The sequence below is a fragment of the Williamsia deligens genome, assembly GCF_024171765.1.
Taxonomy (GTDB): domain Bacteria; phylum Actinomycetota; class Actinomycetes; order Mycobacteriales; family Mycobacteriaceae; genus Williamsia_A; species Williamsia_A deligens.
On the sequence record NZ_JAMTCI010000001.1, the window covers coordinates 2,190,258 to 2,213,961 of the forward strand.

Consider the following 23,704-nt stretch of genomic DNA (forward strand, 5'->3'; position numbering starts at 1 on the left):
TGGGCAGTTGGAGACATCGAGTGGGCGGCCGAGCAGTCCGCGCGTCGTCAACCGCCCAGTCGACGTTCGTAACCGCCCAGTCGACGTCGTCAACCGCCCACTCGACGGGGTGGGGGTGGGGGTCGGGGTGGTGCCGGCGTGAGCGGTCAGTGGGCCGCGGTCTGGGCGACGGCGACGACCACCAACCCCAGCGACAACGCCACGAACGACAGGCCTGAGACTGCCTTGTAGAGCAGGTTCTGCTGGATCTCGGCACGGAACGCGAGTGGCGCGAACAGCACCGGGTTGATGATCCCGCCGATCGCCACGAGCACCAGCGACCAGGCGGGGGAGTCGTGCCCGACCGCCCCGACGGCGACCATGAGCACGCCCATGATCACCCAGTCGAGATGCAGCTGGAGCACCCGCCGCGGGTGCTGGACCCCGACCTTGGCCAGCGCATCGGGCTTCTCGACCATGAGCGTCACGGCGAATCCGGACACCGCACCGATCGCGGTCGACCACAGACCGATGAGCACCAGGATGTCCGCCACACGGCCGAGCGTAGAGGCCCCCTGGCGCGACGGGTGTGACGTGGCGCATACTGTCAAAGCGACACATCGCAGAATTTGTTTCATTGCACGGTCGAAGGAGATCGACACATGACCGAACCGGCCACCCGCCCGTACACCTCGCCGCGACAGGCAGGTGCCGACCGGTCCGCGACGGTCGCCCCGATCCGCCCCCGGTCCGCCGCCGGCATGTCGCTCCAGGAGATCCTCGACACGCAGCGTGCCGCTTTCCTGCGCGACGGCATCCCGGATGCGCGCACCCGCATCGACCGCATCAACCGGCTCGCGTCGCTCCTGCTCGACAACGCCGACGAGATCGCCGAGGCCCTGCGCGTCGACTTCGGGTCGCGTCCGCGGGAGCTCTCCATCTCCACCGACGTCGCCGGCTGCATGATCGACCTGGCCGATCAGCGGCGTCACGTGCGCAAGTGGATGGCGACCGAGAAGGTGGCCAAGGCCGCGTCGATCGCCGGGTTCGCCCAGCGCATCCGCCACGACCCGCTCGGGGTCGTCGGCATCATCGGCCCCTGGAACTTCCCGCTCCAGCTCACGATCGTCCCCGCGGGTGCGGCACTGGCCGCGGGCAACCGCGTCATGATGCGGCCGTCGTCGGTCACCGCCCGGACCACCGCGGTGCTCGCCGCCCATGCGCCCGACTACTTCTCGGTCGAGGAGCTCGCGGTGCTCACACCGGAGCACGGTGGTGGCGCCGACTTCGCCAAGCTCCAGCTCGACCACCTCTTCTTCACGGGCTCGCCCGAGGTCGGTCGCTCCGTCGCGGCGGACGCCGGCAAGAACCTGGTGCCCGTCACCCTCGAGCTCGGCGGCAAGAACCCCGTCGTGGTCGACGTCGACGCCGACATCCCCGCCGCCGCAGCACGTCTCGCCGACGCGAAGCTCGTCAACTCGGGTCAGGTGTGCCTCTGCCCCGACTACGCCTTCGTCCCCGCGCACCGTCTCGAGGAGTTCGTCGACGCGGTCGTCGCCCGGTGGCGCACCGCGAACCCGAGCATCGCCGACAACCCGCAGTACACGGCGACCATCAACGAGAAGAACTACACCCGGATCGTGGGTCTCATCGACGACGCCGTGGCGCGGGGCGCCGACCGGCGTCAGGTGATCCCGCCGGGCGAGTCCCTCCCCGACGCGACGACCCGCAAGATCCCGCCGACGGTGCTCACGAACGTCGCACCGGGCAGCGACATCGAGGACGACGAGGTCTTCGGCCCGGTCCTCACGGTCTACCCGTACCAGGACCTGTCCGAGGCGGTCGACCACATCACCGCCCACCCGCACCCGCTCACCATGTACTGGTACGGGCCGGACAACGCGCGCTACCAGCAGCTGCAGGACACGACACGGTCGGGATCGGTGAACGGCAACGACTTCGCGCTCAACCTGCTCAGCGGATCACTCCCGTTCGGCGGCGTCGGCAACAGCGGCATGGGCAGCTATCACGGGCATTTCGGGTTCGCCACGTTCTCCCACGCCCGCGCGGTGACCCACTCGCGGATGCCCATCAGCTTCGGCCGACTCATGTCCGCGCCGTTCACCGGCTCCGACCGGCGCTCGGCCGACGGGCAGCTCGCCATGTGGCGGGCGATCACCAAGCGGGCCACCAAGCGCAACAAGCGCTGAGGGCACCCGCACGACCCGGCCCGGCCCACCCAAGCGGTTGCTAGGGTGGGCCGGTGCCGTCCGACGCCCCGACCCGATCGACGCGGCGTGACGAGTTGCTGGCGCTGGCCGGGCGGATGTTCGCCGAGCAGGGCCTGAGGTCCACGACCGTCCGCGACATCGCCGACTCCGCCGGCATCCTCTCGGGCAGCCTGTACCACCACTTCGACTCCAAGGAGTCGATGGTCGACGAGATCCTGCGGGGGTTCCTGGACCCACTGTTCGCCCGGTACCACGAGATCGTCGACGCCGGTCGTCCCGCGGACGTCACCCTCACCGATCTCGTCGTCGCCTCGTTCGAGTGCATCGACCGCTACCACCACGCCGTCGCGATCTACCAGGACGAGGCCAAGCGCCTGTCGACGCAGGAGCGGTTCGGCTACATCGGCGACCGCAACCGGGAGTTCCGCGGTCTGTGGGAGACGGTGTTGCGCAACGGGGTCGAGGACGGGACGTTCCGGTCCGACCTGGACGTCGAGCTCGTCTACCGGTTCCTCCGCGACACCGTCTGGGTCGCCGTGCGCTGGTACCGGCCGGGCGGTGTGCTCGACGCCGACCGCGTCGCCGACGAGTACCTCGGCGTGGTCCTGCGCGGCCTCACGCCCCGCTGAACCACGCCGAGATCTCCTGCCCGCAACGGCGCGCGTCGAGAGGTGCTGCGTCAGTAGGACTTCAGCGGGTGGATCGCGACGTTCTCGAGTGCGTCTCCCAGGGTCGAGAACGCCTCGGCGACATGCGGTGCGGCCATGTGGGCGTCCAACGACTCCTGGCTCTCCCACTTCTCGACGGTGACGAACGTCCCCGGCGTGCTCGCGGATTCGTACGCCTCGTACGCGATGCAGCCGGCGTCACCGCGCGATGCCTCGGCGAGCGTCCTCAGTGCGGCGCCGACGCGATCCGCGGTGCCCTCCTTGGCCGAGATCGTCGCCACCACGTTCAGTTCCGCCATCGGATCCTCCATCGCATCCCGCGGTCGACGGGTCGTCGAGCGCTCTGGAAGCCAACCTACCGGCGAGTGTCGTCGACGAGGATGCGTTCGACGGCGGCGACGACGGACGCCGCGAGTGCATCGGCATCCGACGCCGTGATCTCGCCGTCCGAGCGCAGTCCGATGACCGACTCCACGAGGCGGAACGGCAACGCGGTGCGGGTGTCGGCGGTGTCGGTTCCGAGGACCTCGGCGGACAGCGCCCGATAGAGGTCGCGCAGCGCCAGACGCTCGGCGCGGAACGCGTCGAAGGTGGCCGTGCGGATCTCGGGGAGGAGATAGAGCACCCCGAGATTCCATCGCGAGGTGACGAGCTGGGTCACGTCGAACCGGACCACGTGGGCCAACTGGTCCCGGGCGGGGAGCGTCGCATCCAGTCCTCGCGCGAACTCGAGGGTCGGGACCACCGTGTCGCGCAGCAGCGCGACGAGGATGTCCTCCTTGGTGGAGAAGTGGTGATAGAGCGACGCCTGCCGCAGTCCGACGGCCTCGGCGATGGCCCGTGTCGACGTCCCCGCGTATCCGTTGTCGGTGAAGAGTTCGCCCGCGGCGTCGAGGATCTCGTCCTGCGGTGTCCCACCGACCCGGCGCCGGGGCACCAGACGTGGACGGCCCCGTGCGGGCGTCTGAGGGGAGCTCACGGGCGCCCACGCTACCGAGCACCGTCGGCCCGGCGCCGGGTGAGCACTCGTTGACACGACGTTCACAAAGGGGAAACCGCAGGACACGTCGGAGTCACTACCTTTTCGATCACTCGACAGAAAACCGCCTCGAGGCCGCGGCGGACATCCACATCCCGTGCTCGTCAGGAGTAGTCCCATGACCGCAGTCGATTCCCGGGGAGGGTCCCCGACCCCCGACGGTCCGCCGCCACCCATCTCGTCCAGCGCCGACTCCGACGCGCTCGCCGAACTCGGGTACACCCAGCAGCTGCACCGCGGGATCGGCTCCTACGCCGCCTTCGCGGCCGGGTTCTCGTTCGTCTCCATCCTGACGACGGTGTTCGCGCTGTTCGCCCTGGGCTTCGGGCTCGGTGGTCCGGCGTTCTTCTTCACCTGGCCGATCGTGTTCGTCTGCCAGTTCTGTGTCTGCCTGGTGTTCGCCGAGCTGTCGGGCAAGTTCCCGGTCGCCGGCGCGGTCTACCAGTGGTCGCGACGACTGGCCGGTGAGACGGTCGGATGGTTCGCCGGCTGGTTCATGCTCGTCGGGTACATCGTGTCCGTCGCCGCACTCGCGATCGCCATGCAGAGCGTCCTACCGTCCATCTGGTCCGGTTTCCAGCTGGTCGGCACCGACACCGGGCTCGCCACCGTCTCGGGCGCGACCAACGCGATCATCCTGGGCACCATCACCATCGCGCTGTGCACGCTGATCAGCGCCATCGGTGTCTCGTTCATGGGCAAGGTCACCGTCATCGGCGTCAGCATCGAGATCGTCGGCGTGATCGTGCTCGTCGGACTGATGTTCGCCCACGCCGAGCGCAGTCCCGTCGCCGCCATCACCGACACCGGCGGGCACGGGTCGGGTCTCGGCTACGTCCCGGCGTTCCTGGCGTCGATGCTGATGGCCGCCTACGTGATGTACGGATTCGACTCCGCCGCAGAGCTGTCCGAGGAGACGACCGATCCGCGCCGCACCGCTCCCAAGGCCATCATCGCCGCGCTGCTCGTCTCCGCGGTGGGTGGCGGACTGATGATCCTCGCGACTCTGATGGCGGCGCCGTCACTCGGTGCGCCGGAGTTGTCGGCCGACGGGATCGCCTACGTCATCACCAGCCAGCTCGACACCTGGATGGGTCGGACGCTGCTGACCATCGTCGCGATCGCGATCTTCTCGGCCACCCTCGCCATCCAGGCGTCGGCGTCGCGGGTGATGTTCTCGATGGCCCGTGACGGCCGACTCCCGTTCTCCGACTTCCTCGCCCGGGTCCACCCCCGCACCGGGACTCCCATCAACACCGGCATGGTGGTCAGCGCTCTCGCGATCGTGGTGCTCCTGGTCAACCTCGGTCAGGCCGGTGTCTTCGCCGCCATCACCAGCGTCTCGGTGGTCATCGTCTACATCGCCTATCTCATGGTGACGGTGCCCGCCCTGGTGCACCGGATCCGCGGTCGCCGTCTCGATTTCGGTCCGGGTGTCTTCTCGCTGGGTCGCTGGGGGATCGTCGTCAACGCGGTCGCCGTCGTGATGGGTGCCGCGCTCATGGTCAACATCGCCTGGCCCCGCCAGGAGGTCTACGACCCCGACGGCCAGTCGTGGTTCCTGCACTACTTCGCGATCATCTTCGTCGCGGCGACGCTGGTGGTCGGTGCGCTGGCCTACCTCCGCATCCGCGCGAAGTCCGCACCCGTCGCGACGGCACCCACCGCGGCGGTGGCCCGATGACCGTCACCCACGACGACCAGACGGCCTCCACGGCCGGTGCCCGGGCACACGCCCGCGCGCAGGCGGCAGCCGCAGACGGGCCGATGCCCGTGGTCCCGGCGTCGGCGTGGCCGCACCCACCCGAGGGTGTCGATGCCGGGCGGATGACCTGGGCGGAGACCGTGCCCGGGGGCCGGTACACCGTCAAGGTGCTCGGCCGGGGGACGCGACTGCGCCTCACCGACGTCGACGGGACGGCCTGCGCGCACACCCTCCTGTGGCGTGCCGACGCACCGTGGGAGCGTCTCAGCGTCGCCGACACCGTAAAGGTGCCCTGGCAGGCGTATCTCGGCGCAGGGCACCCGTTGCTGAGCGACCAGGGGCGCGTGCTCGCCACGATCGTCGAGGACACCTCCGGGCGGCACGACGCACTGTGCGGGACGACGACGCTGGTGACGAACACCGAGCGCTACGGGGACGGGACGCCGCAGTCGTCGTCGCCCGCGGGCCGGGAGTTGTTCGTGCTGGCCGCGGCCAAGCACGGGATGGGCCCCGCGGACGTCCCGCCGAGTCTGTCGTTCTTCCACGGCGTCCGTGTCGACGACGCCGGCGCCCTCGTCGACGAGGGCTCGGCGGGGCCGGGACGTCACGTCGACCTCGTGCTGCATCTGCCCTGCGTCGTGGCGATCGTCGACACGGCCCACCCGCTGGACCCGTCGCCGACGTTCGACGTCGGGCCGGTGGAGGTCCTCGCATGGTCCGCCCACGACGACCTCGCCGGGCTCGTCGCCGGCACCGGTGACACCGATCCCGAATACGCCCGCGCTGTGGCGAACTCGGAAGACGTCCACTCCGCTGCCCATCCCTGAGCCGCCGCGCACCCCGTGACCCGGACCTCCGAGGAGACACCATGACCACAGCTCTCGCACCCGACGTCCTGCTCGACACCGAGATCGGCCCACGCGCGGCGTGGTCCGGGACCGTGCCCGCCGGCGCGACGATCGAACTCATCGACCTGCACGGCAACCAGGCCGTCGACACACTGTTCTACGGTGCGCACGACCACTCGGTCCGCTACTCCGCCCAGGCGACGATCACCGCGCAGCGATCGATCTTCCTCACCACGGGCACGGTGATCCGTGACCAGGAGTCCCGGCCGCTGATGACGATCGTCGCCGACGAGGTGGGCAACCACGACACACTCGGCGGTGCCTGCTCGCAGGAGTCGAACACCCTGCGCTACGGCCACCACACCAAGCACCAGCACGCCTGCGTCGAGAACTTCCTCGCCGAGGGCGCGCGACACGGGTTGGGCAAGAACGACATCGTCGGCAACGTCAACTTCTTCATGAACGTCCCGGTCGACCCCGACGGGACGCTCGGCATCGTCGACGGCCTGTCGGCGCCGGGGAAGTCGGTGACACTGCGGGCCGATGTGGACACCCTGGTCCTCATCTCGAACTGCCCGCAGATCAACAACCCCTGCAACGGCTTCGACCCCACGGCGGTGCGCGTCGTCGTCCGCGCCCCGCAGGAGGCGGACGCGTGAGCATGGTCGAGGTGGTGCGGGCGGGCCCGATGACCACGATCCAGGACTGGCCGGGGCGTGTGGGGTACTGGAGTGTGGGTGTCCCGCCGTCGGGGCCGATGGACGACCTGTCGTTCCGGCTGGCGAACGTCGCGGTCGGCAACCCGGAGGGCGCAGCAGGGTTGGAGGCGACGCTCGTCGGCCCGCGCCTGCGGTTCTCCGCGCCGACCGTGGTGGCCGTGACCGGGGCGCCCGTCACCGTCACGGCGATCGGATCCGACGGGTCCACCCGGGCTGTCGCGCAGGGGGTCCCGCTGACCGTCGGTGACGGCGACGCCCTCGACGTCGGTCCCGTGGGGGCCGTCGGGATGCGGGTGTACATCGCCGTCGCGGGAGGCCTGGACGCGCAGGAGTACCTCGGGAGCGTCGCGACGTTCGGGCTCGGGCGGTTCGGCGGCCTCGACGGCCGATCGCTGACCGACGGCGACACCCTCGCGATCGGTGACGCCGTCGTCGGTACGCCCCGCCGGGTGCAGTTCGACGAGCACCCGGCCATCGGCAACGCCTGGGACCTCGCCGTCACCATGGGACCCCACGGGGCGCCGGAGTTCTTCACCGACGCCGACATCACGACTGTCCTCGACACGGCCTACGAGGTGCACTTCAACTCCGACCGCACCGGTGTGCGGCTCATCGGTCCGAAACCGACGTGGGCCCGACCCGACGGCGGCGAGGCGGGCCTGCACCCGTCGAACATCCACGACACGGCGTACTCCGTCGGCGCCCTGGACTTCACCGGGGACACCCCGATCCTCCTCGGCCCCGACGGGCCGAGCCTGGGGGGATTCGTCTGTCCGGTCACGGTCACCACCGCCGACCGCTGGAAGCTCGGACAGCTCAAGGCCGGTGACACCGTGCGCTTCGTCCCCGTCCGGACACAGGACGCCGCCAGCCCGGCGGCCCTCGGCGCCGAGCGTCGCGCGCGGTTCGCGACCGTGGTGTCCGCGGGACACGACGAGGACAACGGGGTGCTGGCGGTCGACGCCACCGCCGACGGCGAGAGCAGTGTCACCTACCGACGCAGCGGCGACGACAACATCCTCGTCGAGTACGGCGACATGTCCCTCGACCTCGAACTGCGGGCACGCGTCCATGCGCTCGCCGCCCACATCGAGGCGCACCGGCCGCCCGGCCTGACCGACCTGACCCCCGGGATCCGGTCGCTGCAGGTGAAGGTGGATGCGGCCGTGTGGTCGCAGCCGCGCCTGCTCGCCTGGCTCCGCGAGGTGGAGGCGGCGCTCCCCGCGGCCGACGACCTCGTCGTGGACAGCCGGTCGGTGGCGTTGCCGCTGTCCTGGGACGACCCGTCGACGCGGGAGGCCATCCAGCGCTACATGTTCGGCGTCCGGTCCGACGCGCCGTGGTGCCCGTGGAACATCGAGTTCATCCGCAGGATGAACGGGCTCGACTCCGTCGACGACGTGCACCGCATCGTCTTCGACGCGGAGTACCTGGTGCTCGGCCTGGGCGACGTCTACCTCGGTGCACCGGTCGCCACGCCGCTCGACCCCCGCCACCGACTGGTGACCACGAAGTACAACCCGGCCCGCACCTGGACGCCGGAGAACGCGGTCGGCATCGGCGGCGCCTACCTGTGCGTCTACGGGATGGAGGGCCCCGGCGGCTACCAGTTCGTCGGACGCACGACCCAGGTGTGGAACCATCGACATCCCCTGCGGGCAGCGGGTTTCGACCCCGAGCACCCCTGGTTGCTCCGACACTTCGACCGCATCCGGTGGTATCCGGTGGGTGCCGACGAACTGCTCGACCTCCGCGCCGACGTCGCGGCCGGCCGCGGTGACGTCACCATCGAACAGGGGTCGTTCTCGCTCGCCGAGCACCGGGCGTTCCTCGCCCGCGAGCACGACGACATCGTCGCCGTCCGGACCGGCATGGAGGAGTCACGGGCGCAGGAGAGGCGCCGGTGGTCCGACAGCGGGGAGTTCGCCTCCGCGCCGACCGCCGGGGTGCCGGCGTGACCGACCTCCTGCACAGCGAGACCGCGGCGCACGTCGTCGACGATCTCTTCGACCGCATCGACGCCCTCGACCGCCCCGAGATCTTCGTCGACCTGCGGCCCCGTGAGGACGTCCGTCGCGACCACGCGGCGTCCATCGCCGCCGGCGGGCCGCTCGCCGGGCGGATCCTGGTGGTCAAGAACAACGTCGACGTCGCCGGGCTGCCCACGACCGCCGCGTGTCCGGGATTCGGCCGCATCGCGGCGACCGACGCGCCGGCGGTCGCGGCCCTGACGTCGGCGGGCGCCGTTGTCCTCGGCACCACGAACCTCGACCAGTTCGCGACCGGCCTGGTCGGCACCCGCAGCCCGCACGGCGCGGTCCGCGACAGCCGCCGGCCGGAGTTCATCTCCGGTGGGTCGAGTTCGGGCTCCGCCGTCGCGGTCGCCCTCGGTGTCGCCGACATCGCCATCGGCACCGACACCGCCGGGTCGGGACGGATACCCGCGGCGCTGCAGGGGATCGTCGGGATCAAGCCGACCATCGGGGTCGTCTCCACCGAGGGTGTCGTGCCGGCATGTGCGAGCTACGACTGCGTGACGATCCTCGCCCGCGACGTCGCCACCGCCGACGCCGCGATGGCCGCCATGGCCGCGGCGGGAGGACCACGCCCGTTCCCCGCGGACCTCCCGCTCGCCGCACCCGCGGTGCCGGTGGTCGCCGTCCCGGCTGACCTGCCGGCGATGGACGGGGCGTGGCGGGACGCCTTCCAGGACGCGATCGCGCGGTGCCGCGACCTCGGCTGGACAGTGCGCGAGATCCCCATCGATCACTTCCTCGCCGCCGCGGCGCTTTTGTACGACGGTGCGCTCGTCGCCGAAAGGTACGACGCGGTGGGGGAGTACGTCGACGAGGCGCTGTCCGACCACCGCGTCGGGGCACTCGATTCCACGGTCGCGACGATCATCAGCGCGGCGGGCCGGTTCTCCGCGGTCGACCTCCTCGCCGACCGCCGCCGTGTCACCGAACTGCGGACCGCGGCGATGGCGCATGTCGAGGGATGCGACGCGATGGTCGTGCCGACCGCGCCCTTCCACCCGTCGATCGCCGAGGTGGCCGCCGATCCCGTCGCGACCAACGCGCGCATGGGGACGTACACGAACTTCTGCAACCTCTTCGACCTCGCGGCGATCGCCGTGCCGGCGGATCCGTCGACGACGGTGACCGTGGCACAGCGCAGTTCGGCATCACCCTGCTGGCCCCGGCACACCACGACGCGGTCGTCGTCGACCTCGCCCGGCGGTTCGTCGGCGACGACCCGGAGACCGCCGGCTGGCCCGAGGCGGTGGCCCCGACGGTCGATCTCGCCGTCTTCGGCGCACACCTGCGCGGCCAGCCGTTGGACCACCAGCTGACCTCACGGGGCGCACGATGGTCCGGGCATCTCACGACCGCGCCGCGCTACCGGCTGGTCGAGTTGGCGACGCAGCCACCGAAACCGGGGCTCGTCGCCGACGCCGTCGAGGGGAGGCGCATCCGCGGTGAGCGATGGTCGATGTCGACCGCTGCGCTGGGCGCGTTCCTCGCCGAACTGCCCGAGCCGATGGGGCTGGGTGCGATCACCCTCGACGACGGTTCATCGATCATCGGGTTCACCTGTGCCCACGACGCCGCCGAGGCGGGACACCCCCTCGACGTGGACCACTGGCTCGACCGCTGACCCGCCGAGTGGGCCAAAACCCGTCGCCGAACGTGCCGAAACCCCACACCGAGCGGGCCAAAACCCCGCCGAGCCTGCCGTCAGCGCGTACGGTGGGTGATCACCGCGCGCGGGGTGCCCTCGACGGTGACCGGGCCGGCACCGATGGCCTCGGCGAGGTCGCGGCGGAGCTCGACCTTCTGCTCGGGGGAGAGCACCAGGAAGCGGGAGTAGGTGAACATCGCGTCGAGCCACTCGTCGACGGGGACCACCGTGGTCGTCGGGAACTCCTCGACGCGGACGTCGAAGCCGGCGTCGGTGAACAGCGCGACGGTGCGCTCGTCGGTGGGCCGTCTCCGAGGCGTGTCGTCGGGGCGGACGTAGCGCTCGACGACCGACTTCACCGGTTCGTGCGCGAACAGTGACCAGCTCGCCTCGTGGGTCATCAGCGCGACATGACCACCGGGCACGACGATCCGGGTGAGTGTGTCGACGGCGGTCCGCGGGTCGACCCAGTGCCACGACCGCGCGAACGTGACGAGGTCGAAGACACGCCCGCGCGGGTCCCACTCCTCGAACGTGCCCTCCTCGACCACGACGTGTTTGCGTCGGGCGATGGTCGCCATGTGCACGTCGGGTTCGACCGCGAGGACCGAGCAACCGCGGTCGAGCAGGGCGCGCGCCGCTTTCCCCGTGCCGGATCCGACGTCGAGCACCCGATGGCCCAGGGCTGCGACGACATCCATCATCTCGGGTGGGAAATCGGGTCGGTGCTGCTCGTAGGACTCCGCCTCCGAGCCGAAGCTCAGCGCCAGCGTGCGGTCGGCGTGCAGTGGATCGCTCATGCCGGGTGTGCCTCGATCCAGTAGGTGAACGCGGTGACGGTGATCCCGTCGGGGCCGATGGCATCGGCGAGCCGGGACCGCAGCCGCTGTGCCGCACCGGCGTCGAGCACGATGTGGTTCGAGTACGTGAAGGCGGTGTCGAGCCAGTCGTCGGCCCGCTGCAGCGATTCGCCGGTGAACGTGTGGTCGGTGACCTCCCACCCCGCCGACGTCAGCTGGTCAGTGATCGACGGGGTCGCCGACGGACCGACAACACCCTGCATGCCGGAGTCCGCGTACGCGGCGTCGATGCGGTCCTTCGACGGACCGGTGGGAGCTGTTGCGTGCCAGAGCAGAACGAGGTGGCCGCCGTCGACGAGCACGTCGCGCAGGATCGGGAGGACCACGTCGACGTCCACCCAGTGCCAGGAGTTGGCGAACGTGACGAGCGAGAACCGTCGGCCCGCGGGTTCCCATGTCTCGGCCGTCGCCTCCTCCACGACGATCCCCTTGGCGCGCGCGATCTCCGCCATCTCCGGATCCGGTTCGACGGCGAGCACGTCGACGCCCCGTCGAAGGAGTGGCTCCGCGAGCAATCCGGTCCCCGCGCCGACGTCGAGGACAGGTCCGCCCGCGGCCAGTGCGGCGATCTCGTCGACGACGGCGTCGGGATAGCGCGGGCGATACCGGTCGTAGGCGGCCGCCACGGATCCGAAGGAGTCCGCGCGGTCACGCTGAGCATGCAGGGGGGCGTCTGCGGTCACCGGGCCGATGGTACGACCGGTTCCTGGAGGTGCCGGACGAGAGCGGACAGATCGGACGAGACCGGCTCGTAGTGCGGGAAATAGCAGCAGACGTCCGCGGCGAACTCCCCGAATCGGTCGAGGATCTCGGCTGCGCATTCGGCGGGTGAGCCGACGACGGCGAACGTGGCGACGTCGTCGTCGGTGACGAGGGCCCGCATCTCGGCGAAGCGTCCCTGCTTCGACAGCGCGTTGAGCTCTGGCTGCAGATCACCCCGCCCGCTCGCCTCCAGCACCGGTCGATACGCCGGTGTCGACCCGTAGAACGCGATGAGCATCGCCACACCGTCGACCGCCGCGCGCAGCGACGTCTCGTCGGACCCGACCGCCACCATCGCCTGACCCACGACCGCGAAGTCGCCCTTCCGGGAGCGGCTGCCGAGTCCCGCGTCGACCGCAGGCAGGGTGCGGTCGACGAGATGGCGACGACTGTGGAACGGCATCACGAGCAGCCCGTCCGCCACCTCCGCGGCGGTGCGGGTCATCACCGGCCCGAGAGCGCCCATGAGCACGGCGGGCCGGCCGAAGCCGGTCGGGGCTGGGACGAAGTTCGGCGGCATCAGGGTGTGGGTGGTGAACTCGCCCCGGAAGTCCAGGGGCACACCGTTCTCCCACGTGTCGAAGATCGCCCCGATCGCCCGGACCGTCTCGCCGAGCCGTGCCGCGGGCCGTCCCCAGGTGGCGCCGTACCGCTTCTCGATGTGCGGTCGGATCTGCGACCCCAGGCCCAACCGGAAACGACCGCCGCTGTAGGACTGCAGATCCCACGCCAGGTGCGCGAGGTGCAGGGGACTTCGGGGACCGGCGATGGCGACGTTGGTCATCAGGTCGAGCCCAGCAGCCTGCGGTACCGCGCTCGCCCGCACCAACGGTGCGAACACGTCGTGGGGACCCTCGAAGGTGAAGACGCCGTCCACGCCGAGACCGCTGAGCGCCACCACGTCGTCGTCGACAGCCCCGGGTGTCCCCGTCAGCTGCAGATGGACCCGCACCGTCGGGACCTGCTGTTCCTCAGCCGAGGTCGCCGAGGGCGCGGATCCGTGCCCGCGCGTCGCCGACGATGGTCTGGACGAGATCGGCGCAGCTGGGGAGGTCGTCGATCATCCCGACGACCTGGCCCGACGCCAGGACCCCGGCGTCGGTGTTGCCGTCGACGAGCCCCGCCTTGAGGAGCATCGGCGTGTTGCCGGCCATGATGATCTGCTGCCACGTCCGGTCACCCGAACGACGCATCGCCCGCCCGTCCCGCAGCATGGTGGTCCACTTCATGCCGGTCATCTGCTTGAAGTCGTTGGCGTTCTTCGCCGCCGCCGCGAGCGCGGTCGCGGGGTTCCCGCCCTCCAGCTTCTCGACGAGCGACGTCTTCAGCACCCGGTGCGGCATCCCGTCGACCTTGGTGGAGACCACGGTGTCGGCCAGTGTCCGGCCCAGGTACTCCTGCTTCACCGAGTCCGGGACGGTCGAGTCCGAGGTGAGCAGGAAGCGTGTCCCCATCGCGACGCCCGCTGCGCCGTAGGCGAGTGCCGCGGCCAGGCCCCGTCCGTCGAAGAAGCCGCCCGCCGCGACGACGGGGATCCCGTCGGTGCCGAGGGCGTCCAGCACGGACGGCAGGAGCAGCGTCGTCGCGACCGGTCCGGTGTGTCCGCCGCCCTCGCCGCCCTGGACGATGACCGCGTCCGCACCCCACGACGCCACCTTCACCGCGTGCTTCGCCGCCCCGATGGACGGGATGACGACGACACCGTGGTCCTTGAGCTTGGCGATGAGGTCCTTCTTCGGCGCCAGGGCGAACGACGCGACCTTGACGCCCTCACGGATCAGCAGGTCGATGCGTTCCTCGGCGTCGGTGGCGTCGGCGCGGATGTTCACGCCGAACGGCTTGTCGGTCAGCGACTTCGTCCGTGCGACGGCCTTCTCGAGTTCCTCGAAGGTCATGGTCGCCGACGCCAGGATGCCCAGCCCACCGGCGTTGGACGTGGCCGAGGTCAGGGAGGCGCCGGACACCCATCCCATCCCGGTCTGCACCACCGGGTAGTCGACACCGACGAGCTCGGTGAACGCGGTCCGCAGCGGCGCCTGCGTCATCGTGCCGCTCCTGCCGGGGCGACCTCTTTGTCCCGCAGTCCCTTCGGGTCGAGGGTGTCGCGGATCAGCGACAGTTCCTCGTCGGTGGGCGCCCGGGTCTCGCCGACGTCGTCGAGGCCCGCGACCTCGAAACCGGTGTTCTCGACGACCTCGTCGGCGGTCACGCCCGGGTGCAGCGACAGCGCGCGGAACGTGTGGTCCGGTCCGCGGAAGTCGAAGACGCCCAGGTTGGTGACGACGCGATGGATGTGGTGGAACCGGTAGGCGGGGTTGGCCGGATCGATCTGGTCGTATCCGACGCCGGAGATGATGTCGACGGTCTCGGTGAACACCCGCGAGGAGTGGCGGGCCACCCAGTAGCTCGTCGGGTGGTTGATCGTGTTGCCGGGCGCGCCGCGGACGCCGAACATCTGCCGCTTCGGGTGCTGCAGCGGCCCGAACGCCGACAGGTTCTGGTTGCCGTGGCGGTCGATCTGGTTGGCGCCCATGACCACATGTCGCCGGCCCGAGGCGACGACGTCGAAGACCTTGCGGAACGGCATCCACCCCTCGATGGGCGCCGACGTCCCCACGGCCGGGGTGTCGGCGAAGATCAGCGCCTCACCGTCGGTGATCAGCAGGTCGGGTTCGGTGGTGAGGCGGGCCAGGCGGGCGCCGATCAACGGGGTCGTCGCCATGGGGGAGGCCATGATCTCGCCCGCGCCGGAGAAGATCTCGGCGCAGGCGATCACACAGGTCTCGGCGCAGGTCACGTCGCTCATGCGGGTGCGCCCTCCTTCTGTTCGGTACGCTCCCGCGTCCACTCGACGACGCGCTCCTGGTAGGTCTCCTCGTCGACGTCGAGGAAGTGGTCGCGGAACGTCGCCCACGACTCGGGGTCGGCGGCGGACTGCGCGTAGTGACGCTGGAACGCCTCGTCGCGGCGGTAGTCACCCGCGAAGGTGAAGTGCGCGCCGTTGGGGGCGTGGATGACACGGTCGACGTTCATCCGGTTGAGCAGCATGCGTTGCGGTGACACGGATTCGACCAGCTCGGTGGTCTCGACGACGCGGTCGGCCTCGAGGAACCGCCGCTGTGCCGCGCCGCAGAACAGGTCGTCGAAGTACGGGTCGACGCCGGTGTAGGCGGCATTGCCGTGGACGTCGGCGATGTCGAGGTGGACCAGGGCGACGTCGAGCTCGAGGGCGGGCATCGCGACGAGGGTCTCGGTGCGGCCGTCGGCCGACGGGTACGGGGAGTCGACGGTGCGCAGCTCGTCCCCCCAGAAGTCGAGGACGGCCGAGCCGAGGCCGGCGCGGATGGGCAGGAACGGTAGGCGCGCCGCGGCCGCCTCCAGTCCGCACTTCACCATGCCCTCGTCCATCTCCCGGACCTCGATGGCCCCGGAGGTGCGGGCGTGGGCGAACCAGGGGTCGTAGAACGGTGGCGAGTCGAGGGAGACGAAGCCGTAGTACGCCTTGCGGACCTTGCCTGCCGCGCAGAGCAATCCGAGGTCGGGGCCCCCGTAGGTGACCACCGTCAGGTCGCGGACGTCGGACCGCGCGAGGGCGCGGACGAGTGCCAACGGCTTGCGGCGTGACCCCCAGCCACCGATGCCGATGGTCATCCCGTCGCGGATCTCCCCGATCGCCTCGTCGAGGGTCGAGGTCTTGTCGGTCTGTGTCCTGCGCGTCCCCGTGGTCATCGTCCGCCCGCCTTGCTGGTGCCTGCGAAGGCATCCCGGTGTTCGTCGGCGACGCCCGCGAGGTTCAGCTCGAAGGTGTAGCCCTGCTCGAGGCGGTAGCTCGTCTTGACGTCGACGGGGTCGATGCCGTTGATGGCCTCCTTCGCGGCACGGATCACCCGGGTGTCCTTGGCCGCGATCATGCGGGCGACCTCGAGGGCGGCCTCGAGCAGATCATCGCGCGCGACGACGCGGTACACCGAGCCGAAGTGGTGCAGCTGCTGGGCGGTCACGTTCTGCGCGGTGAAGTACAGGGTGCGCATCATGTGCTGGGGGACCAGGCGCGCGAGATGCGTTGCCGCACCGAGCGCGCCGCGGTCGACCTCGGGGAGCCCGAACACCGCGTCGTCGGAGGCGACGACGACGTCGGCGTTGCCGACCAGCCCGATGCCGCCGCCCACGCAGAACCCGTTGACGGCGACGATGACCGGCACCTTGCAGTCGTAGACCGCGGCGAATGCGTGCGCGCAGCCCCGGTTCGCGCCGATCAGTGCGCCGAACCCCTCGGTGTTCTGCATCTCCTTGATGTCGACGCCGGCGTTGAAGCCGCGGCCCTCCGCGCGCAGTACGACGACCGACGTCGTCGGATCCGCCCCGGCGGCCAGGATCGCGTCGCCGAGGTCGAACCATGCGGCCGACGGCAACGCGTTGACCGGCGGGAAGTCGACGGTGACCGCCACGATCCCCGGTTCGATCGTCGATGTGGTGATGGGCACGCGCGCCCCTCTCGCTATGGTTACCAACCAAACACTTGCTTGGTAGCGTAGCAGGCACGTCAGCGGTGGAAATGGGGCAACAGATGGCCAACCTGGGCTTGTCGGGGCACGTCGTGCTCGTCACCGGGGGAGCGCGGGGCGTGGGTGCCGGGATCTGCACGGTCCTCGCCGACCTCGGGGCGGTCCCGGTGGCGTGCGCACGTCGCCCACCCGAACCGGGTGGTGCCCTGCCGGACGCGCTCGACTTCGTCGCCTGCGATGTCCGCGACGCCGATGCCGTCGCGGCGATGGTCTCGCAGGTGACCGACCGTCACGGCCGCCTCGACGGGCTGGTGAACAACGCCGGGGGCGCACCCTTCTCCCTGGCGTCCGACGCCTCCGACCGGTTCCACCGCAAGATCGTCGAGCTCAACCTCCTGGCGCCGCTGCTGGTCGCGCAGGCGGCACGGGCGTCGCTGGCACGGTCCGGCGGTGGCTCGATCGTCAACGTCTCCAGCGTCAGCGGACACCGCCCGTCGCCCGGGACCGCCGGATACGGCGCCGCGAAGGCCGGGCTCGACAGCCTCACCGGGTCGCTCGCCGTCGAGTGGGCGCCGACGGTCCGGGTCAACAGCGTGGTGGCGGGGCCGGTCGAGACCGAGCTGTCCGCGATGCACTACGGCGACGCCGACGGTGTGGCCGCGGTGGGGCGGACGATCCCGATGGGACGGATGGCCCGCCCGACCGACGTCGGGCACGCCGTCGCGTTCCTGCTGTCGCCCCTGGCCTCCTACATCACCGGCTCCGTGCTCACCGTGCACGGAGGCGGCGAACGGCCGGCGTTCCTCGACGCCGGCACAACCGACAACCGATTGGAGCACCAGGCGCCGTGAGCGGGATCAACGAGGGACGGGTCGTCGTCGTCACCGGCGCCGCCCGGGGGATCGGCCGGGAGCACGCGCTCGCGTTCGCGGCGTCGGGGGCGAAGGTCGTCGTGAACGACATCGGCGCCGGACTGGACGGCAGCGCGACCGGCGAGTCCCCGGGTGAGCAGGTCGTCGCCGAGATCGTCGCGTCAGGCGGGGAGGCCGTGGTCAACGGGGCCGACGTCGCCGACTGGGAGGGTGCGAGGAGCCTCGTCACCACCGCCGTCGAAGAGTTCGGTGCGCTCGACGTCCTGGTCAACAACGCCGGGTTCCTCCGGGACAAGATGCTGGTGTCGATGAGCGAGTCGGACTGGGACGACGTCGTCCGCGTCCACCTCAAGGGTCACTTCGCGACGCTGCGGCACGCCGCCGAGTATTGGCGGGCGCAGTCGAAGGCGGGGTCACCCCGACAGGCACGCGTCGTCAACACCTCCTCCGGGGCCGGCCTGTACGGCTCGGTCGGGCAGGGCAACTACGCGGCGGCGAAGGCGGCGATCGCCGAGTTGACGATCCAGGCCGCCGCCGAGATGAAGGGATACGGCATCACGGTGAACGCGATCGCGCCGTCGGCCCGGACCCGGATGACGACCAGTGCCGGCGACGCGATGGCCGCGCAGATGGCGGCGCCCGACGACGGGTCCTTCGACACCATGGACCCGGCGAACGTGTCACCCCTCGTGGTGTGGCTCGGATCGCCGGGCTCGGGCGACGTGACCGGGCGGGTGTTCGAGGTCGAGGGCGGGAGGATCTCCGTCACCGACGGCTGGCAGCGCAGCGCGGCGCGGGACAAGGGGGCGCGGTGGGACCCTGCCGAACTCGGGCCGGTCGTCGCCGACATCCTCGGCGAGGCCCCGGCACCGTTCCCCGTCTACGGCGCACGCTGAGGCGCCCGCCGGTGCGATCATGACCCGGTGACCACACCGGACCCGATCGCCGACGCCCGCGCCTACATCGAGGCGCTGGCGAGTCATGACGTCTCGGCGGTGCGTCTCGCCGACGGGTGTCGCCGCGTGGAGAACGGCATCCGGACCGGATCGAGCGGGCCGGCGATCATCCACGACCTCGACGTCGGCCGGAAGTACCGCGTGATCCGTCGCGTCGAGATCATCGGCATCGAGCAGGTCGAGGGTGGGTCGGTGCAGGCCGAGTTCCTCGTCCACGTGGTGTTCGGCCTGTCGGCGCGGGTGCGCGAGCGCTTCGACGTCGACCTCGACGGGCGCATCGACCGCATCACCGCCCGGATCGGGTTCCCACCTCGACGACGCTGACGTGTCAGGGGGTGACCACCCGGATCACGCTCTCGCGCAGGAGTTCACGCCGGGCGTCGTGCGTCGGCGTCGGTTCGTCGGCGGTCGCGGCGTAGACGTTGCTGACCGGGGACCACGCCATGGACATGGCGATGACCATGGCCATGATGTCGAACGGGTCCCCCGCGCGGACGAGCCCGCGGCGCTGGGCGTCGGCGATGGCCGCCAGCTTGGGTGCGTCGACGCGGTCCTGCTCCGCGACCAGGGTCCCGGCCGGACGGCGTTCGAGACGCGCCCAGGTGGCCAGACGGATGAGATCGGGGCGGCGCAGGTACTCGTCGTAGAGGCGCACGGCCCAGTCGGCGAGGTCGTCGGCGTCGATCGCCACGACGGACATGATGCGCTCCATCGAACCGAAGAAGATCGCGTCGAACAGGCCGTCCTTGCTGCCGAAGTACTGGTACAGCTGCGCCTTGTTCGTGCGTGCCGTGGCGACGATCCGCTCGACCCGCGCCCCGGCGATGCCGTGGCGGGCGAACTCGTCGGTCGCCGCGTCGAGGATCCGCTGCCGGGTCGCGGCGCCTTTCGCGGTCAGTGTCTGCTCCTCGGTCACGCACCGCAGTCTAGAACAGACCGGTTGGTTTGCCGGAGGGCCGGGAGAGGGCTACGGTGTCCAAAGCAAACCGACCGTTCTGTTTTAGGAGAGATCATGCGGGAGACGACGGCATGGATGTTCGACGACACCGGGCGCGGGGGTCGACGCACCACCGTCGCCCGACGAGACCTCCGCGACGACGACGTCGCGGTGCGCATCGACTTCTGCGGGGTGTGCCACACCGACGTCCACAGCATCGACGGCCTCGCGGCCGGTGGATCGGTGGTACCGGGCCACGAGTTCACGGGGACCGTCGTCGCCGTGGGTGATGCCGTGTCGACGTTCCGGACCGGCGACACGGTGGCCGTGGGCAACATCGTCGACTCGTGCGGGATCTGCGCACACTGTCGCGCCGGGCAGGAGAACTGGTGTCACGAGTTCCCGACGCTCACCTACGGCGGCACGGATCGGCGGGACGGGTCGACCACGGCCGGCGCCTATGCGCGGGAGTACGTGGTGCGTGAGGGCTTCTGCCATCCGCTCCCCGACGGCCTCGACCCGGCGGCGGCAGCACCCCTGCTGTGCGCCGGGGTCACCGTCTGGGAACCGCTGCGTGCCGCCGGCGTCGACTCAACCTCGCGTGTGGCCGTCGCCGGGCTCGGCGGTCTCGGACATCTCGCCGTGAAGTTCGCGGTCGCGCTCGGCGCGCGGACCACCGTCATCAGCCGCTCGGCGGACAAGGCCGAGGACGCCCGCGCCCTCGGCGCCGACGACCTCCTCGTGTCGACGGACGAGGAGCGGATGGCAGCCGCCCGGGACACCTTCGACGTCGTGATCGACACCATCTCGGCCGAGCACCAGATCGAGCCGTACCTGCGGGTCACCGCGGTCGACGGTGTGCTGGTCCAGCTCGGCCACCTCGGTCCGATGAGCGTGGACACCCTGGCGCTGCTCGTCGGCCGGAAGCGGTTGAGCAGCAGTGGCAGCGGGGGTCTGCGGTCGACGCGGGAGATGCTCGCGTTCTGCGGCGAGCACGGCGTGCTCGCCGACGTCGACGTCGTGCCCTCCGCGGAGGTGGACGCGGCACTGTCGCGCGTCCGACACAACGACGTCCGGTACCGCATGGTGCTCGACATGTCCGATCTCGACATGCCCGGTGTCCACGGCGAGGTGGAAGCCGCCCGCTGAGGTCGGTCGCCCGGATCGTGTCCGGATCGAGATGTGGGGCACAGGGTCACAACTTTCGTCGCCCGACGCCGAACGCGTGCGTATGAATGACAGCAGTGGCCCAGAACCGGTCGGTGTGGGCTCGTCCGCGTCACCCACGCCCCGATGAGAGGCCCCGTCATGACGACGTATTCCGAGTACTCCGAGGTCCTCGAGGGGAAGTGTCCCTTCGGTGGCAACACGATCGGCGGGGCGGAGACGTCGAAGCCCACTCTGTCCGACTGGTACCCCGATCGGCTGCGCGTCGAGCAGCTGCACACCGATGGTCCCGCCGCGAACCCGTTGCGCGACTTCGACTACGAGGCCGCGTTCTCGGCCATCGACCTCGATGCCCTGAAGAACGAGATCAAGGAGTTCCTCACCACCTCGGTCGACTGGTGGCCGTCGGACTACGGCAACTACGGCCCGCAGATGATCCGCATGGCCTGGCACTCCGCGGGCACCTACCGCATCGCCGACGGTCGCGGCGGAGCAGGTCAGGCCCTGCAGCGCTTCGCACCGATCAGCAGTTGGTGGGACAACGGCAACACCGACAAGTCACGTCGCCTGCTGTGGCCGATCAAGAAGAAGTACGGCAACGCGCTCTCGTGGGCAGACCTGATGATCCTCGCGGGCAACTGCTCGCTGGAGATCATGGGCTTCCCGACGTACGGGTTCGGCGGCGGTCGCCGCGACGCGTGGGAGGCCGACGACGCCACCTACTGGGGCGCGGAGTGGATCGACAACACGAGCCCGGAGTCCTACGACGCGATGGTCGACCGCAGCAAGCGCTGGACCGGTCAGCCCGGTGACGCCGACTACGAACTCGAGCAGCCGCTGGCCGCGTCGCATCAGTCGCTGATCTACGTCAACCCGGAGGGCCCCAACCAGGAGGGTGACCCGGCGGCATCCGCGGTCGACATCCGGATCACGTTCGGCCGCATGGCGATGAACGACGAGGAGACCGTCGCGCTGATCGCCGGCGGCCACGCGTTCGGCAAGAGTCACGGCAAGGTGCCGTCGGAGGAGATCGGTGCGCCGCCGGAGATCGCGCCGATGGAGGCGATGGGCCTCGGCTGGCACAACCCTCGGGGCGACGGCAACGCCGAGAACACGATGACCAACGGCATCGAGGGCTCGTGGACCCAGAACCCCACGCAGTGGGACAACTCGTACTTGGAGAACCTCTTCGGCCACGAGTGGGAGAAGACCCAGAGCCCGGCCGGCGCGCTGCAGTGGACCCCGACCGACCCCGACGCGCCGCGCACCCCCGACGCGCACATCGCCGGCAGGGACGAGCCGCTGATGATGATGACGAGCGACATCGCGCTGAAGGTCGACCCGGTCTACCGTGAGATCTGCGAGCGGTTCCTCGCCGACTTCGACCACTTCACCGAGCAGTTCTCCAAGGCGTGGTTCAAGCTGACCCACCGCGACATGGGACCCAAGTCGCGCTACCTCGGTCCTGAGGTCCCGGCCGAGGACTTCTCCTGGCAGGACCCGCTGCCGGCCGCCGACGGCCCGGTGATCGGTGACGCCGACATCACCGCGCTCAAGCAGGCGATCGCGGACTCGGGGATCTCGGTCTCGGACCTCGCCTACACGGCGTTCTCGTCGGCCGTGACGTTCCGCATCTCCGACAAGCGCGGCGGCGCGAACGGAGCACGCCTGGCGCTGGCGCCGCAGAAGGACTGGTCGGTCAACGCCCGCACCGTCGACGTGGTCGCGAAGCTGCGGGACATCAAGGAGGCGAGCGGAACCTCGGTGAGCCTCGCCGACGTCCTCGTCCTCGGCGGCGTCGTCGCCGTCGAGAAGGCCGCCGCCGACGCCGGCGTCACCGTCACGGTCCCCTTCACGCCGGGGCGCGTCGACGCATCCCAGGACCAGACCGACCCCGAGCAGTTCGCCTGGCTCGCACCGGTCGTCGACGGTTTCCGCAACTACGTCCTGCCCGAGTACCACTCGGTGTCGTCGGTGGCGCCCGAGCGGATGTTCCTCGATCGCGCCGCGCTCCTGGGGCTGTCGGCGCCGCAGTGGGTCGCGCTCACCGGTGGCCTGCGTGTGTTGGGCTGCAACCACGACGGTTCCGACACGGGCGTGTTCACCGACCGTGTCGGTGTGCTCACGACGGACTTCTTCGACACCGTGACGAGCATGGACTACGTGTGGACCCCGGCCGACGGCTCCGAGGGGGCCGCGGGGCCGACGGCGTTCACCGTCGACGACAGGACGACCGGCGAGACCCGGTTCCACGCATCGCGCAACGACCTGCTGTTCGGCTCGAACGACCAGCTGCGCGCGGTCGCCGAGGTGTACGCGGGCAGCGACGGTCACGAGCGGTTCGTCCGCGACTTCGTCGACGTCTGGGACACGGTGATGATGGCCGACCGCTACGACGTCGTGAAGGGCTGAGCCCGGTCTAGAGGACCGCGAACAGCACCAGCGCGATCACGGCGAACAGTGCCTGCGTCGTCGCTGCCCGCAGATACGACAGTCCTGTGGTGAGCAGGACCGCTGCGGCGGCGACGATGCAGGCACAGCAGAACACGACGAGCGTCGTACCTGCGGTGCCGCCGATCGCGATCCCGACGATGATCCCGACGGCCAGGAAGAGGTTGTAGAACCCATCGACCGGGTCGCGACCGCCTCGTCGGCCGAGGCGAGACCGAACCGTCGATGGACGGCGGGCCGCGTCCACAGGACCGACTCCATCACGAAGATCGCGACGTGCAGCACGGCCGCGAGGGCCGCGAACACCGCTGCGAGAACGGGCAT

At 70.4% G+C, this 23,704-nt stretch carries 22 protein-coding genes and 2 pseudogenes; 12 read left to right on the forward strand and 12 right to left on the reverse strand.

Going from position 1 to position 23,704, the window contains the following annotated elements:
- Window positions 1-146 precede the first annotated feature (146 nt).
- A complete protein-coding gene (locus tag LX14_RS10305; RefSeq protein ID WP_253647114.1) occupies window positions 147-533 on the reverse strand; it encodes a hypothetical protein in 387 nt (128 codons plus the stop codon).
- 108 nt (window positions 534-641) lie between these two features.
- Between LX14_RS10305 and LX14_RS10310 the strand changes: the two genes are divergently transcribed.
- Together LX14_RS10310 and LX14_RS10315 are read left to right on the forward strand one after the other, a co-directional pair.
- A complete protein-coding gene (locus tag LX14_RS10310; RefSeq protein ID WP_253647115.1) occupies window positions 642-2,189 on the forward strand; it encodes an aldehyde dehydrogenase family protein in 1,548 nt (515 codons plus the stop codon).
- A gap of 53 nt (window positions 2,190-2,242) precedes the next feature.
- Window positions 2,243-2,839 carry a TetR/AcrR family transcriptional regulator gene (locus LX14_RS10315; RefSeq protein ID WP_308214090.1) on the forward strand — a complete coding sequence of 199 codons (597 nt, stop codon included), beginning with the start codon at window positions 2,243-2,245 and terminating at the stop codon, window positions 2,837-2,839.
- A gap of 50 nt (window positions 2,840-2,889) precedes the next feature.
- Here LX14_RS10315 and LX14_RS10320 read toward each other — a convergent pair whose 3' ends face one another.
- Complete coding sequence (locus LX14_RS10320) at window positions 2,890-3,177, reverse strand: putative quinol monooxygenase (protein WP_253647116.1); 288 nt, start codon at window positions 3,175-3,177, stop codon at window positions 2,890-2,892.
- Between the two features lie 56 nt (window positions 3,178-3,233).
- Window positions 3,234-3,857, reverse strand: coding sequence for a TetR/AcrR family transcriptional regulator (locus tag LX14_RS10325; RefSeq protein WP_253647117.1), 624 nt, complete (start codon window positions 3,855-3,857; stop codon window positions 3,234-3,236).
- Window positions 3,858-4,035: 178 nt separating this feature from the next.
- On the opposite strand from LX14_RS10325, the gene LX14_RS10330 reads away from it, so the two are divergent.
- The 5 genes and pseudogenes from LX14_RS10330 to atzF all read left to right on the forward strand — a co-directional run bounded on the left by LX14_RS10330 (window position 4,036) and on the right by atzF (window position 10,846).
- Window positions 4,036-5,601, forward strand: a complete 1,566-nt coding sequence (locus tag LX14_RS10330) for an amino acid permease (RefSeq protein ID WP_253647118.1) — start codon at window positions 4,036-4,038, stop codon at window positions 5,599-5,601.
- On the forward strand, window positions 5,598-6,449 hold the full coding sequence (locus tag LX14_RS10335) for an urea amidolyase associated protein UAAP1 (protein WP_253647119.1): 852 nt from the start codon (window positions 5,598-5,600) through the stop codon (window positions 6,447-6,449). The genes LX14_RS10330 and LX14_RS10335 overlap by 4 nt, the downstream gene beginning before the upstream one ends.
- Window positions 6,450-6,490: 41 nt before the next feature.
- Window positions 6,491-7,129 (forward strand): urea amidolyase associated protein UAAP2, encoded by a 639-nt coding sequence (locus tag LX14_RS10340; protein WP_253647120.1) that lies wholly within the window; start codon window positions 6,491-6,493, stop codon window positions 7,127-7,129.
- Between the two features lie 2 nt (window positions 7,130-7,131).
- A complete protein-coding gene (locus LX14_RS10345) occupies window positions 7,132-9,147 on the forward strand; it encodes a 5-oxoprolinase/urea amidolyase family protein (RefSeq protein ID WP_253647971.1) in 2,016 nt (671 codons plus the stop codon).
- A gap of 8 nt (window positions 9,148-9,155) precedes the next feature.
- Window positions 9,156-10,846, forward strand: a pseudogene (gene atzF, locus LX14_RS10350) (allophanate hydrolase).
- An 80-nt stretch (window positions 10,847-10,926) separates the two neighbouring features.
- On the opposite strand, the gene LX14_RS10355 reads toward atzF, so the two are convergent.
- Genes LX14_RS10355 through LX14_RS10385 form a run of 7 tightly spaced genes read right to left on the reverse strand, consistent with a single transcriptional unit; the run spans window position 10,927 to window position 16,976 of the window.
- Window positions 10,927-11,670 carry a class I SAM-dependent methyltransferase gene (locus tag LX14_RS10355; RefSeq protein WP_253647121.1) on the reverse strand — a complete coding sequence of 248 codons (744 nt, stop codon included), beginning with the start codon at window positions 11,668-11,670 and terminating at the stop codon, window positions 10,927-10,929.
- Window positions 11,667-12,413 (reverse strand): class I SAM-dependent methyltransferase, encoded by a 747-nt coding sequence (locus tag LX14_RS10360; protein WP_253647122.1) that lies wholly within the window; start codon window positions 12,411-12,413, stop codon window positions 11,667-11,669. Before LX14_RS10360 ends, LX14_RS10355 begins: the two co-directional genes overlap by 4 nt.
- Window positions 12,410-13,444, reverse strand: a complete 1,035-nt coding sequence (locus LX14_RS10365) for a TIGR03617 family F420-dependent LLM class oxidoreductase (RefSeq protein ID WP_253647123.1) — start codon at window positions 13,442-13,444, stop codon at window positions 12,410-12,412. Before LX14_RS10365 ends, LX14_RS10360 begins: the two co-directional genes overlap by 4 nt.
- A 19-nt stretch (window positions 13,445-13,463) precedes the next feature.
- Window positions 13,464-14,537: an NAD(P)H-dependent flavin oxidoreductase gene (locus tag LX14_RS10370; RefSeq protein WP_253647124.1), complete on the reverse strand. Its 1,074-nt coding sequence runs from the start codon at window positions 14,535-14,537 to the stop codon at window positions 13,464-13,466.
- Entirely contained in the window at window positions 14,534-15,298 is a 765-nt protein-coding gene (gene ipdB, locus LX14_RS10375) for a cholesterol ring-cleaving hydrolase subunit IpdB (RefSeq protein ID WP_253647125.1), read from the reverse strand. Before ipdB ends, LX14_RS10370 begins: the two co-directional genes overlap by 4 nt.
- Window positions 15,295-16,221, reverse strand: coding sequence for a CoA transferase subunit A (locus LX14_RS10380; protein ID WP_253647126.1), 927 nt, complete (start codon window positions 16,219-16,221; stop codon window positions 15,295-15,297). The genes ipdB and LX14_RS10380 overlap by 4 nt, the downstream gene beginning before the upstream one ends.
- A complete protein-coding gene (locus LX14_RS10385; protein WP_253647127.1) occupies window positions 16,218-16,976 on the reverse strand; it encodes an enoyl-CoA hydratase family protein in 759 nt (252 codons plus the stop codon). Before LX14_RS10385 ends, LX14_RS10380 begins: the two co-directional genes overlap by 4 nt.
- Window positions 16,977-17,059: 83 nt before the next feature.
- On the opposite strand from LX14_RS10385, the gene LX14_RS10390 reads away from it, so the two are divergent.
- The 3 genes from LX14_RS10390 to LX14_RS10400 are packed head-to-tail and all read left to right on the forward strand — an operon-like array spanning window position 17,060 to window position 19,149.
- Complete coding sequence (locus tag LX14_RS10390; protein ID WP_253647128.1) at window positions 17,060-17,848, forward strand: SDR family oxidoreductase; 789 nt, start codon at window positions 17,060-17,062, stop codon at window positions 17,846-17,848.
- Window positions 17,845-18,765: an SDR family oxidoreductase gene (locus tag LX14_RS10395; protein WP_253647129.1), complete on the forward strand. Its 921-nt coding sequence runs from the start codon at window positions 17,845-17,847 to the stop codon at window positions 18,763-18,765. Before LX14_RS10390 ends, LX14_RS10395 begins: the two co-directional genes overlap by 4 nt.
- 27 nt (window positions 18,766-18,792) lie before the next feature.
- Window positions 18,793-19,149, forward strand: coding sequence for a DUF8021 domain-containing protein (locus LX14_RS10400; protein ID WP_253647130.1), 357 nt, complete (start codon window positions 18,793-18,795; stop codon window positions 19,147-19,149).
- A 4-nt stretch (window positions 19,150-19,153) separates the two neighbouring features.
- Here LX14_RS10400 and LX14_RS10405 read toward each other — a convergent pair whose 3' ends face one another.
- Window positions 19,154-19,741 (reverse strand): TetR/AcrR family transcriptional regulator, encoded by a 588-nt coding sequence (locus LX14_RS10405; RefSeq protein ID WP_253647131.1) that lies wholly within the window; start codon window positions 19,739-19,741, stop codon window positions 19,154-19,156.
- A gap of 96 nt (window positions 19,742-19,837) precedes the next feature.
- Here LX14_RS10405 and LX14_RS10410 point away from each other — a divergent pair, with 96 nt between their 5' ends.
- Window positions 19,838-20,911, forward strand: coding sequence for an NAD(P)-dependent alcohol dehydrogenase (locus LX14_RS10410; protein WP_253647132.1), 1,074 nt, complete (start codon window positions 19,838-19,840; stop codon window positions 20,909-20,911).
- A gap of 159 nt (window positions 20,912-21,070) precedes the next feature.
- Complete coding sequence (gene katG / locus LX14_RS10415) at window positions 21,071-23,341, forward strand: catalase/peroxidase HPI (RefSeq protein WP_253647133.1); 2,271 nt, start codon at window positions 21,071-21,073, stop codon at window positions 23,339-23,341.
- Between the two features lie 7 nt (window positions 23,342-23,348).
- Here katG and LX14_RS10420 read toward each other — a convergent pair.
- Window positions 23,349-23,704, reverse strand: a pseudogene (locus LX14_RS10420) (DUF1304 family protein).